General features: G+C 39.9%; 12 protein-coding genes. 9 read left to right on the plus strand and 3 right to left on the minus strand.

What is annotated here, in order from left to right; genetic code table 11:
- Positions 1–5: 5 nt before the first annotated feature.
- On the minus strand, positions 6–419 hold the full coding sequence (locus tag AC570H_RS12665) for a hypothetical protein (protein WP_497355330.1): 414 nt from the start codon (positions 417–419) through the stop codon (positions 6–8).
- 98 nt (positions 420–517) lie between these two features.
- Here AC570H_RS12665 and AC570H_RS12670 point away from each other — a divergent pair, with 98 nt between their 5' ends.
- From AC570H_RS12670 to AC570H_RS12680, 3 genes are all read left to right on the plus strand, one after another.
- On the plus strand, positions 518–1,042 hold the full coding sequence (locus AC570H_RS12670; RefSeq protein ID WP_497355332.1) for a hypothetical protein: 525 nt from the start codon (positions 518–520) through the stop codon (positions 1,040–1,042).
- A 64-nt stretch (positions 1,043–1,106) separates the two neighbouring features.
- Entirely contained in the window at positions 1,107–2,231 is a 1,125-nt protein-coding gene (locus AC570H_RS12675; RefSeq protein WP_497355334.1) for a helix-turn-helix domain-containing protein, read from the plus strand.
- 482 nt (positions 2,232–2,713) lie between these two features.
- Entirely contained in the window at positions 2,714–3,118 is a 405-nt protein-coding gene (locus AC570H_RS12680) for a hypothetical protein (RefSeq protein WP_497355336.1), read from the plus strand.
- A 114-nt stretch (positions 3,119–3,232) separates the two neighbouring features.
- On the opposite strand, the gene AC570H_RS12685 is transcribed toward AC570H_RS12680, so the two are convergent.
- Complete coding sequence (locus AC570H_RS12685) at positions 3,233–5,452, minus strand: NADP-dependent isocitrate dehydrogenase (RefSeq protein WP_497355338.1); 2,220 nt, start codon at positions 5,450–5,452, stop codon at positions 3,233–3,235.
- A 231-nt stretch (positions 5,453–5,683) separates the two neighbouring features.
- Between AC570H_RS12685 and AC570H_RS12690 the strand changes: the two genes are divergently transcribed.
- From AC570H_RS12690 to AC570H_RS12715, 6 genes are all read left to right on the plus strand, one after another.
- Positions 5,684–6,082: a GNAT family N-acetyltransferase gene (locus AC570H_RS12690; RefSeq protein WP_497355340.1), complete on the plus strand. Its 399-nt coding sequence runs from the start codon at positions 5,684–5,686 to the stop codon at positions 6,080–6,082.
- Between the two features lie 188 nt (positions 6,083–6,270).
- Entirely contained in the window at positions 6,271–8,352 is a 2,082-nt protein-coding gene (locus tag AC570H_RS12695) for a M48 family metallopeptidase (protein ID WP_497355342.1), read from the plus strand.
- A gap of 196 nt (positions 8,353–8,548) precedes the next feature.
- On the plus strand, positions 8,549–9,040 hold the full coding sequence (locus AC570H_RS12700) for a DinB family protein (RefSeq protein ID WP_497355344.1): 492 nt from the start codon (positions 8,549–8,551) through the stop codon (positions 9,038–9,040).
- Positions 9,041–9,047: 7 nt separating this feature from the next.
- The gene (locus tag AC570H_RS12705; protein WP_497355346.1) at positions 9,048–9,554 is read left to right on the plus strand and encodes a GNAT family N-acetyltransferase; all 507 of its coding nucleotides are present in this window, start codon (positions 9,048–9,050) and stop codon (positions 9,552–9,554) included.
- A gap of 39 nt (positions 9,555–9,593) precedes the next feature.
- Positions 9,594–10,307: a hypothetical protein gene (locus tag AC570H_RS12710; RefSeq protein ID WP_497355348.1), complete on the plus strand. Its 714-nt coding sequence runs from the start codon at positions 9,594–9,596 to the stop codon at positions 10,305–10,307.
- Positions 10,308–10,352: 45 nt separating this feature from the next.
- The gene (locus tag AC570H_RS12715; protein ID WP_497355350.1) at positions 10,353–11,156 is read left to right on the plus strand and encodes a DUF1444 domain-containing protein; all 804 of its coding nucleotides are present in this window, start codon (positions 10,353–10,355) and stop codon (positions 11,154–11,156) included.
- Position 11,157: 1 nt separating this feature from the next.
- Here the strand turns inward: AC570H_RS12715 and AC570H_RS12720 are convergent, their stop codons facing one another.
- Positions 11,158–13,125, minus strand: a complete 1,968-nt coding sequence (locus AC570H_RS12720) for a sensor histidine kinase (RefSeq protein WP_497355352.1) — start codon at positions 13,123–13,125, stop codon at positions 11,158–11,160.
- Positions 13,126–13,140: the final 15 nt, after the last annotated feature.

Here is a 13,140-nt window from a genome sequence, read left to right on the forward strand (position 1 = left end):
TGCTTTTAATTAAACGAATCGTTTTTCGGATAGCCCTCTTCGTCTAAATCGTCACGGTAGTCTTCTTCCGTTCTTCCCAAAATCTCATCTTCCGGACTAAGCAAAACGCTTTCTCCCTCATTATCTACATGCATAGCCAATTCATTGAGTTCATCGTCCGCTATATCTTCCTTTCCCGCATATTCATCGCCTACATAGGGGTTGGCCTCATCATAGGTCGAATCATCATTTATCGCTCCTGCCGGAACCGTATCATAATCTAAAGGATGGTCATATTCGCTATCCGTGCTTTTCATATCATACTCGAAGCTCTTCTTGTTCTTATCGTAAGAAAGCTCATTGAGGTCTTTTGTTTCTCCCAAACTGTCTGGATGAAGTTTATCTGTAGCTTTTTTTGGCTCGTTGGCTGAATTGCTCATGGTCTTCTTGATTTAGTTACTGGTATAACTCTATGAAACTAAAATTTGTTTTATCCAGAAGAATTATTTAAATTAACTAATAATTTAGTTAATTGATTATGAAAAAGCTACGTGTATTGTTTCTTTTTCTGATTTTTTATGTTGCCTATCTTGTGTTCACCCAAGTGCTTTTTGGCGACAATAACCTCATCGCGATAGAAGGCGATCTGATCCAAAAATCGACATTCGTAAAAACCGAAACCGATATTTTTAAGAAGGCGGTCAACTATGCTTATCTTACTTTTGCCTTTAGCAAAGACAAGCACAAATACGTAATCAAGCTCAATGTGGATGGCGTTGATGACGGCGCTAGGGCTCTTAAAGGGGTAGATTTCTCTCTTACTGCCAAAGCTGTAACCGTTGTCTGGATCAAAAAATCGGACTTCAAAAAGACAAGTCCCAAAATCTATAAAATAGAATCAGATGGAGCGGTTATTTTTGAAATACCGAAAAAGCCCAGCAATAATACAGGTTTATTTGCCATCATTGCCTGTTTAGGTTTATGTTTTATCACGATTTATGCTTTCTCTTATAGCAGGAAGAGCTTTATGGCCGGTTTTTATAGAAACTTAAATTCTGTGTAATGTATTTTCATATTTTTGCTTAATGTTGGCCGCACTAACCAACTAATTCTCACCAAAGAATGATATGTTATACTTTGCCAGCGTAGTAATATCAATTTACCTGTTTATCTTATTTGCTGTTAAACCCAACAAAACAACTGCCGATAGGTTATTGATGATTTGGCAGTTGGCAGCGACATTTCACCTGGCTAATCTTTATTTGCAGGTTTCTGATGGCTATCTACATATTCCGGCTTTAATTGGATGGGGCGACTTGCTGGCACTTGTCCATGGACCGTTTCTGTATCTATATATTCTTTACTTAACGGCACCGAAAAAATATGACGCAAAAACATTGCTCCATTTTTCTCCGATTGTCATCTTATACCTTTTATGGCTACCGTTTCTGTTGCAAAGCCCTGAGCAAAAACTGTTGCTTTACGAGCATGGATTTTCTATACCCTATTATAAGGTTCTTGCCATCATCACGAATATTGGCATTATCTTTTCAGGAGTTGTTTACATCATTGCATCTAGCATTTTATTGCAGCGGTACAAGAAAAAAATAAATGAAGAATTTTCAAATACCGACAAAATCAGTTTGAACTGGCTGCGCTACCTGATAGTAGGTATAGCCGGAATTTGGTTATTTGTTATCTTTTACCAAACGCCACAGAGTATTTATATCAGCGCTTCCTTATATATCTGTTTCATTGGTTTTTTTGGCGTTCGCCAGCAACAAATTTTTAGTACACCAAAATTCCCTACTGACAATGATACCTTCAATGGCGCGCAAAGCGGAGCTCATTCTCCAACACACCTTTTTGGCGAACCTGTTCAAGGCAAGATAAAATACGAATGGTCTACACTTACCGAAAAAGAAGCAACACAAATTCTGCAACAACTGAACAGCGTAATGGAGCAGGAAAAACTGTTCAAAAATGCCGAACTCACGCTAAGCAAATTAGCTGAAACCTTACAGGTTAAAGATGCGGTTTTGTCTCAGGTTATCAATTCCAAATTCAACAAAAGCTTTTACGACTATGTCAACTCCCTTCGTGTAAATGAATGTATAAAAATGATTGCCGACGGAAGAAACCAAAATTACACCTTGCTTTTCATTGCATTTGATTGTGGCTTCAATTCTAAATCATCCTTCAATCGCAACTTTCGAAAGTTTACAGGTAAATCTCCTTCCCACTTTTTGTAAAAGATCCGTTTATTGAAGGATTAAAAAGCCTTGTTTGATGCTGTTCTCCTCAAAAAGGAACTGTCCTTTCGAACGCTATTCGCTAAAAAAGAGGTGCCACAAACCCTAATAGGGCGATGATCACATCACCCCTGCCCCACCTTTGTGTCAACCATGAAGATTTTAGATCCATTAATATGAAAGCAAAACCGATTTTGTTTGCTGTCCTTATTTCTACTATGATTCTATCTTTAAAATTTTGCAAGAAGAAAGATGAAACCGGCCACAACCACTCTAAAAATATAACAGTTGGACATAAACGCAGCGAATCATCGGCCACCTTAAGCGAATTAAAAGGTCCTAGAGACACTCTCCCTTCCAAAAAACGGTTCTTGATTAATTCAGCTACCTACTAAAAAAGGTGCCACGAGGTCTAGTGGGGCGATGATCCTATTGCCATGTTCCACTTTTGTGCCTAATACTAAAATTTTAAATCCATTATTATGAAAACAAAACTGATTCTGTTTGCCCTCCTTATCTCTACCATGATTTTATCTTTAGCTTCTTGTAAGAAAAAAGATGGGGGTGGCACCAACAATTACCCTAAAAATGTAACTGTTGAATATAGATGCAGCGTTTCATCTGGCACTCCTAACGATATCGAACTAAGGTACACCAATGAAAATGGAGGCACTGTACGCTTGACAAATGCTACCTTGCCTTTTAGCAAGACAGTAAATCGCACGGTAAAGGCATATGATGATGCCTCCATATCATTTGCCGCTTTTGGCCCAGGCGGCATCAAAGGTGAAATCTACATAGATGGGAAACTGGTTGACTCTAAAACGGCCTCGTCTAACTCTGCATCAAGTTCTTTTAACGAGGGGGTTTCTTATATATGGCGATAGGCAAGAAGCCTTGATAAAAGTAAAAAGCCCCAATTGCTTTCGCAATTTGGGGCTTTTCCTTTAAAACTTATCTGTATGTCGAATGACGTGATTAAGCCTAAAACTTATAACTGCCTACAAGCTAGCCAAAGCATTGTTTAACGTTGCACTCGGGCGCATCGCTTTTGAGGCCAGCTCATCGTTCGGATTGTAATAACCTCCAATGTTTTGTGGCTTGCCTTGCGCACCGATCAGCTCTTGCGAAATTTGAGCCTCGGCTGATTTTAGTGCATCAGCCAAAGGTGCAAACTTAGCCTGCAACGCGGCGTCTTTAGTTTGTGCAGCCAAAGCTTCAGCCCAGTACAAAGCCAAATAGAAGTGCGAACCGCGGTTATCGATGGTTCCCAATTTTCTGCCCGGAGATTTGTCTGTAGCGAGGAATTTAGCATTTGCCTCATCAAGTGCATCAGCCAATACTTGTGCTTTTGCATTGTTCTGGGTTTGCGATAAATGTTCTAAAGAAGCTTGAAGTGCTAAAAATTCGCCCAATGAATCCCAACGCAAATAACCTTCTTCAATAAATTGTTCGATGTGCTTAGGAGCCGAACCACCTGCGCCAGTTTCAAATAAACCACCTCCGTTCATCAATGGAACGATTGAAAGCATTTTAGCCGAAGTGCCCAATTCCAAAATCGGGAACAAATCAGTTAGGTAATCGCGCAATACGTTTCCGGTAACCGAAATGGTATCTAAGCCTTTGCGAATTCTTTCTAACGAGAATTTAGTGGCTTCAACTGGTGCCAGGATACGGATATCCAAGCCATTGGTATCGTATGCCGGAAGGTATTTATTTACTTTGGCAATAATTTCTCTATCATGCGCACGGTTCTCATCCAACCAGAACACTGCTGGCGTAGCCGATAAGCGAGCTCTGTTCACCGCCAATTTAATCCAATCCTGAATTGGGGCATCTTTGGTTTGGCACATGCGGAAAATATCTCCGGTTTCTACTTTTTGTTCGAAGAAAACCTTTCCGTTGGCATCGCTTACGCGGAAAGTACCATCGGCAGTTGCCTGGAAAGTTTTATCATGTGAGCCATATTCTTCGGCTTTTTGTGCCATCAAACCTACGTTTGGAACAGAACCCATGGTTGTAGGATCGAATGCGCCATTGGCTTTGCAATCGTTAATAGTAGCTGTGTAAACCCCTGCATAGCAACGATCTGGAATCAAGGCAAAAGTATCTTGCGCCTTGCCGTCTTTATTCCACATCTGACCAGAAGTACGGATCATGGCTGGCATCGAAGCATCCACAATCACATCAGAAGGAACATGTAGATTGGTAATGCCTTTATCCGAGTTCACCATGGCCAAAGCCGGACCATTTGCAATCGTAGCGGCTAAGGCAGCTTCTACTTCAGCTTGCTCTGGTCTTCCGGCAATCTTCGCATAAACATCGCCCAAACCATTCCGTGTATCTATGTTTAGTTCTTTAAATAGATTTGCATATTTCGCAAATACATCAGCAAAATATACTTCTACAATAGCACCAAAAATGATAGGGTCAGAAACCTTCATCATGGTGGCTTTTAAATGTGCCGACAATAAAACGCCTGCCGCCTTAGCTGCTTCTATTTCTTTGGCTACAAATGCTTTCAAGGCTTTAAGACTCATGGTAGAGCTATCGATTACCTCTCCGGCTTTTAGGTTAGCCAAGCCTTTCAATTCGGTAACAGCGCCACTGCCGTCAACAAATTCGATTTTAAACTGGGTAGCTTCTGGCACGGTAACCGATTTTTCTGAACTGTAGAAATCGCCCTCGGTCATGCTTACTACTTTAGTTTTTGAATCGGTAGACCAAGCACCCATTGAATGCGGATTTACTTTTGCATAGTTTTTAACTGCTTTTGGCGCCCTGCGATCTGAGTTGCCTTCGCGTAACACCGGATTTACTGCAGAACCCAATACTTTGCCATATTTGGCTTTAATGCTTTTTTCTTCTTCTGTTTGAGGATTTTCAGGATAATCTGGCAAGGCATAACCTTGTGACTGCAGTTCTGAAATGGCGCCTAGCAATTGAGGAATTGAAGCAGAAATATTTGGCAATTTAATGATGTTGGCTTCTGGCGTAGTAGCCAATTGGCCTAGTTCTGTCAAGGCATCGCCAATTTTTTGGTCTTCTTTTAAAAATTCTGGGAAATTGGCCAAAATCCTTCCGGCCAAAGAAATATCTCTTGTTTCTACATCAATACCAGCTGATGAAGTAAAGGCTTGCACAATAGGTAAAAAAGAGTAAGTAGCCAGCATTGGCGCTTCATCTGTTTTGGTGTAGATGATCTTTGATGTATTTGACATATTTATTGAATTATACTTTTTATGTTAATGTTGGCCATGTTTTGTTCTTACATGACCTTTAAATCGGCTAAAGATAAAATAAACAGATGAAATTTTAGACATCTAACTGTTAATTTGTCCGGTAAAATAACAGCTGCCACACTTGGAGAGACCCAACTTTTTAACGCATTTGACAAGTAGCCTTCTGCAGAAAACCTTATCTTCGTTAGCAACAATTCTGACAATAGCGCCATGGAAATAACTTACAAATCTGATGTTGTACCTACACCAGCACAAATCATCGAGCTGTACAATGATGCCGGCCTGCCGAGACCAACGCATGATGAAGAACGCATTAAAAAGATGTATGAAAACTCAAATCTGGTCATCAGTGCCTGGGATGGGGCTTTGCTAGTTGGTGTAGCCAGATCGATTACCGATTGGTGCTGGAGCTGTTACCTCGCCGATTTGGCCATTAGTCAGGCTTACCAAAAAGAAGGCATCGGCCGAAAACTGATCGATTTGACCAAGGCACAAATTGGCGAAGAGACGATGTTGTTGCTGCTTTCGGTACCCAGCGCCATGGAATATTATCCAAAAGTTGGATTTGTAAAACAGGAAAGCAGTTTTATCATGAACAGGACCAAATAAAAGCTGGAAGACAATCAGCATGCAAACGAAAAAATCGCTTTTCTTTGTGTTTTCAATAAGGATCTCTATTTTTTATTTTGATTAATGTTGCTTTCCGTTTTACCCATAAATTGATATTTTAGCCTAGCATAATTTAATGTTTCTCAAAACTTGAAAAGCATAAGGGATGCCGAAAACTGCTATTCAATATGGAGAAGAACATTCAAGTTTCAAGTAATTTTAAGAAACAGACCACCAAGGCTATAGGCGCCATTGTGTTATTTATTGTCGTTTACGCGATCTTGGCCCTACTGGCATTGGCTCTGGCGGCCGCCTGCACCTTTTGTGGTGGTTTTTTGATCATTGCCAAGCCTATGGTACTTACAATTGGAATAGGTGCCGGAATAATGAGTTTGGGCATCCTTGTGCTCATCTTCCTGTTTAAATTCATCTTTAAGAAACACGAAATAGACAGGTCGCACCTTACCGAAATCTACGAAAGCGATGAACCCAGGCTTTTTGAGTTTGTAAGACAGATCGTAAGCGAAGTAGGTACCGATTTTCCAAAGAAAATCTACATTTCCAATGAAATCAATGCCAGTGTTTTTTATGATTCGAATTTTTGGAGCATGTTTTTGCCCATCAAAAAGAATTTACACATTGGTATAGGTCTTGTCAATACCATCTCCGAGCAAGAATTCAAGGCCATATTAGCCCACGAGTTTGGACATTTTTCGCAAAAAAGCATGAAAGTGGGCAGCTATGTCTACAACGTGAACCAAGTCATTTTCAATATGCTTTATGATAACGAATCATACGAAACCCTTGCCCAAAAATGGGCCAGCATTAGTAGCTATTTAGCATTATTTGTAGTTGGGGCAGTTAAGCTTACCAATGGCATTCAATACATACTTAGGAAAATGTATCAGGTGGTGAACCTCAATTACATGGCCTTATCGAGGGAAATGGAATTTCATGCCGATGAAGTAGCAGCCAGTATCACTGGTTATTTACCCCTTAAAAACTCCTTGCTAAGGCTAGACTTGGCGCAACATGCCTATAACCGCGTACTTAATTTTTACGACGGCAAGTTTTATGATGGCATTAAAAGCGAGAATATATTTAAGGAGCAGCATTTTGTAATGAACTATGTTGCTACAGATACAAATATTCCCATCGAAAACGGTTTGCCATTGGTTACTTCCGATTACCTGAGCAAATACAACAAATCTAAACTGAACATTAAAGATCAATGGGCTTCACATCCAAGTACTGAAGACAGGATAGCAGCACTTGAAAAACTGAATTTCGATCATCCTATTGGCAATGAGCATCCTGCCGGAAAGCTCTTCACCGATTTTGAAGCCATTCAGCTCCAATGTACGGAAAGGCTGTTTGCACCGGTCGAATATAAAGTGAGTACACAAACGGGAAGCTTTGAGAGCTTTAAGCAACAATACAGCGAAGAATATGAAAAAAACAGCTTCCACAAATTGTACAATGGCTATTTCGACAACAGAAATCCGGTAGGCCTTAAACCAGCTGAGCTGATCAACCAAACAAGCGGCCATAGTCTTGAAGAAATTCTAGGGCAGGATAAAGTTGACTTGGTATACAGTAGCATCGCCCTCGAAAACGACATCAATTCCCTTACGGAGATCGGCAAAAATACCAGCGAAATCAAAACCTTCGATTATGACGGCAACAAATACCAAGCTAAGGAAGCCGCTTCACTTTTGGACAATTTAAGACAAGAACAGGAACAGGCTAAAATGGAGCTCGACAAAAACGATGAAGCCATTTTCCTCTATTTTTATGCCTTGGCAAAAGAGCAGGGGAAAGATGAGATCCTTTTGGCCAAATACAACGATTTCTTAAAATATGACCAGCTTTATGAAACCAATTTTAAGCTTTACGCCAAAATTGCACAAGACACCCAGTTTGTGAACGCAACAACACCTTATGCAACAATTGAAGCTAATTTTTCGAACTTGTTACCTACAGAAAACGAATTAAAAGGAGAAATCCGCAAAATGCTGGAGAATGAGCTTTACCAAACCGAACTCACCAGCATTACAAAAGAAAATCTCGAAAAATATGTATCTAAAGATTGGGTTTATTTTTCGAGTGTTACCTACATCCAGGATCATCTTAATATTCTATTTAATGCGCTTGATAGTTATTACTACCTGCTTATGCGAGGCTATTTCTTAACCAAGAGAAATTTATTGGCCTATCAGGCAGAAATACAGGAGGGACAAGCTATAAATACCTCTGCCCAAATGGGCTAACCAATAATCTGATGGAGACATTAATGACTGCCTTGGATCAAAACAAAAGCGCATTCGATCAGTTATCCGAGCCTGTTTATCATTAAGTTTGGTTACCTTAACCCATCACAAAATCTGATGGGTTTTATATTTTTTCTATATTTAAGCACATTAAAGTCAACCGAAATGAAATACCTTATCTTATTGGCTGTTAAAAATGGATTTATCTTTTAGCCAGCTTTTGTGGCAACAGTTTGGCGCAACGATCAGCATGTTAGAAAATGCAATAGAAGCCTGTCCGCCACATTTATGGGACACCGAAACTAAATTTTGGTATTGGAGTTACCATACCTTGTTTTATCTCGATTATTATTCATCTCTTGATCCTGATCACTTTTCGCCCCCTCCTCCGTTTACTTTATCCGAATTCGATTCTTCGGGTGCGCTTCCAGAAAGGGTTTATAGCAAAGAAGAGCTATTAAACTATTTGCAGTTCTCCAGAAAGAAATGTCATGAGCTGATCTTAACAATGACCACTGAAATTGCCGAACAAAGATTCATCAATGTAGCCAGAGATTACAGTATCTTAGAAATTCTCATTTATAACATGCGCCATCTGCAACACCATGTTGGGCAACTTAATTTGTTGTTGAAACTAGGTGATGCACAGCCACCAAAATGGGTTTCGAGAGCTCCAATAGATTTATAAAATCAAAATGATTACCAGCGAACGCCTCCTTTTGCAGCCACTTACCCATAATCAACTGGCCAAATACATTGCCAACGACGGTTCTTTAGAATTAGAGCTGGGTTTAAGTGCCCGCACCGAGCGCATTTCTTCGGCCATGAAAAGGGCATTGCAAGAGAACCTGTTGCCCGAAGCTACCGATACCGGCAAAAACCACTTCTTTACTACTTTATGGGTAATCATCCTCCAATCGGCCAATGGCATTATTGGCGATCTTTGCTTTGTTGGCGAACCTGATGAAGAGGGCGAAGTAGAAATCGGCTATGCCACTTATGAGGATTTTAGAAACAAAGGTTATATGACCGAAGCCGTAGCTGCGATTATCGAATGGATAAAAAGCCAAGAAGATGTTAAATCTATCTTTGCCGAAACCGCCAAAGACAACCCTGCTTCCTTTGCAGTGCTCGTTAAAAACAATTTTGAAAAAGTAGGCGAAGCCGATGATCTTTTTTATTGGAAATTAATTATAAGTTAATGTATTTTAGGGGTATTGTAAAATATTTGAACATTAGCAATGAAATCCATCAAACTATTAATGCTGCTCCTCCTAATCGGGCATTTTGCGCTTGCCCAAACAGAATTTGGCATCTCTTTCAATTCAGGTCTCTTTTCATTTAGAGGGCAATCGGCGGTAGATGTAAGTTTTTTAAACGCAAGTACCGGAACGCTTAATAAGGTATACGCCAATGATCCCTACGGTACTAAAAGCGGATTGGGTTATGGCTTGTCCTTAAATTTAAAAAGAATACTCAAAGGCAATTTTCTGGTTGGCCTTGATGCGGGCTACGAAAGAATGACTGGCAAAGTAGCCATTGAACAGGTTGCTGTTTACAATGGCAGTACAAACGTAGCCTACAATGCAAGTGGCGATAGAAAGCTGAACCTCGATTTCATTAACGTTAATCCGGCTTTTGGCTATCGGGTAAATGTTAATCCGGTTGCTATCGACTTAACTGCCGGAATAGATTTCGGTTTTATCTTAAAAGCCGAAGAAAATGGAACAATCACGGCAGAAAACGGCACCAAGTTCAGTGGAAAGGTAGACCGTAAAAATTTGAGCACCGATGTAAGACCAAGGGTTCAATTAGCGGCTAAGCTCAAAAATTATGGTGCTTACTTAGGCTATTCTTACGGTTTGAGCAATTATACAACTGGCATTATTGGCGGAGGCACCAATGATGTGTCTTCCCAGATTTGGCGATTTGGAGTGTCTTATTTTCTTAAATAGAATTAACAATAAATGCGTCTCTCTATCATTATAATGTCGCTCCTTATGTTTGGATTATTCGGTTGCAAAAGTGATCAAAAGAAAGATTTTGTATTTGATGAGTTTAAATCTCAGCTTGAACACCACGGGATGAAAATTGATTCTGTTGATCAAACTGGGCTTATTTATATCTCACACCAAGAACTGACACTAAAAGTTAGTCTTGACAACGTTAGAAAAGATTATGCGAGAGACAAAAATAAAAAGGTTATCTCAGACCTGGTCCAAAATATAGTTTCCTACAATATCGAAATCCCAAAGAAATGGGAAGATGCTAAAAAAGACATTTATGTTTCCCTATTCCCAAGCGACAACAATTTTAAGGAATTTATCTATGAAAAATTAACAGACGAATTTGGCAAGGTTTACGTACATAGCGGAAAGGATAAATTCTCTTGGATTACTAAGGATGATCTTAAAAATTGGAACATCACAGTTACCCAGCTACAAAAACAAGCCAATGAAAATGCCAATTATTTATTAACTAAAGCTAAAACAGCTTATGACACCATTGAAAACCATAAGCTTGGTCGACTTGAAACAGCGCATGAAACCTTAAAGGGCGCATTGTTATTTGCTCCAAAAATAAAAGAAAAAGTAAAAAAGGATTTTGGCTTTCCCTTCTACGCGGTTATCCCAGTCCGTGATTTTTGCTATATTTTTTCGGAAAAGGATTTTGATTTTTTCTCTAAAAGAATAGGCTCAGTAGTAGTAGACGAATATAAAAACTCCGGATATCCGATTACAACTGAGCTTTTAAAATTTACCGATAATGGCGTTGAAGTTGTTGGAAAATTTCCAGTTAATTAAATCAAGCCGCATTCAGCTCAATATTGATACTGGTGCCTTGGTTTACTATTGAATTCACTTCATAGTTGCCTTTTAGGTATTCGATCCTGTTTTGAATATTGCTGAGCCCCATTCCGTGCTTCACTGTTTTTGAGTTAAAACCAATGCCATCATCTTCGATGGTAATATAAAAACGATCGCCATTTTGGCTGCATTGCAACATAATCTGTTTTGCTTTGGCATGACGAACCGCATTGGTTAACAGCTCTTGAACAATCCGATAAATATGGATCTGTACCTGCGAAGGAATTTTCTTACTGATATCAAAGGATTGGTAATTGATCTTTAGATCCTTTTCGGATAAAGTTTCGCAAAGTTCATTTATCGCTACGTCTAAACCAAATTTAGTCAAAGTTTCGGGCATAAGGTTTCTGGAAACGCGCCGCAGCTCTTTTACGGATATATCCAACTGATTGATCACCTTGTCTAACTGGCCACCCAACTGGTGTTCATATTCCCTATTGGCACTCATGGCCGACAAGCTCAGTTTAGCACCAGCTAACAAACCACCCAAACCATCGTGCAAGTCGCGTGCCACCCGGTTTCTTTCCTTCTCTTCGCCTTGCAGAATAGCCTTCATCACCATCAGCTCCTGAAGCTGTTCCATGTCTTTTATTTTTTGTTCGGCCAGTTTCTTTTTATTTCTGTACTGGAAAAAAGACAAGATCGCAATAGCCAATAAAAGCACGCTTATGCTTCCCAAGAACCAGCTGAGCAATCGGTTATTTTTGAGAGACAGCTCATTCTGAACAGTGGCCAGCTGCAGTTTCGCTATCTTTTTCTGGTTCTCGGCATTGCGGAATTTGATTTCTAAGGCATTGATGTCTTTCTTGATCTTGCTTTGGCTTAAGCTATCGCTCAATTCGCTGTATTTTTTCATCCACGAAAAAGCATTCGTCATGTCTTTCAGATCTGAATAAGTGAGCGCCAACCCATAATACATTTGAACCCTATTGTTTGCTAGGGACATAATTTCCTTTCGCTGCATGAGCCTGATCATCAAATCGCGGGCCTCCGTATAATCTTTGTGGTTATAAAGCGCATAGAACTTTTGGAGCAAAAGCCTCTGCTCGGCATAGGAATCCTTCAGTTTTTGAGCTAATAAAATCCCTTTATCCAAGTTCGCAAATGTCTGTTCAAACTTGGCCGACATGGTCAGGTACATGGCCTGTCCGGCATAATAATCAAGCCATAGTTTAGAATCGGGATCAGGTTCTAAAAGCGCTTTCATTTTTTCCAGCAAGGGTCCTGCTTCTTTGATTTTTCCGGTAAGCACGTAGTTTTCTGCCAAGGTATGGTAGGCCGATGCCAAAAAAGTGGCAGGCGCATGGTTATCTTTTAATGTTTTAATTGCCAGCAAGAGATAGGTTTCTGCTTTCGAAAAATCTTGGATATTTTTAAAGCCAATGGCCAAATCGAGGTAGTTTTTGCCGAGGTAAACACTATCTCCTACCTTTACGATCAGGGGAATAACCTTGTTCAGCAATAGATCTACATATAACTGATGATCATCTTTTCTTTTCTGCAGTACCGCAAAATTACGCCAGCTTTTGGCCTGATACATTAATGCTTCCTTTGTTTTGAATTTTAGCAACAAGCTGTTGGCTTTTTGATAGGCCAGAGCAGCTTGTTCTGGCCGGTTTGAACTCCATACAATGCCCTGGTAATAGCTGGCAAGTGCCAGTAAGTAGCTATTCCCAACACTCAACTCTCGTCCTTGATTGAGGTAGCGGACAGCCAAACCATTATCATTGTCTGCCCAGTACTCTGCCAATAAAAAATTGGTCTTTGCCCTTTCTTGCTTGGCTATACTTTGCTTAAGCAATGCGCTTAAGCTATCTGCATAATGCTTGGCATTTAGTGGCACTTGTGCCTTGCCTGCACCTGCAAACACTAACGACAACAACAATATGATTGCTATTTTTTTCATACTTCATCTAAATTT

The organism is Pedobacter sp. B4419 (assembly GCF_059693725.1).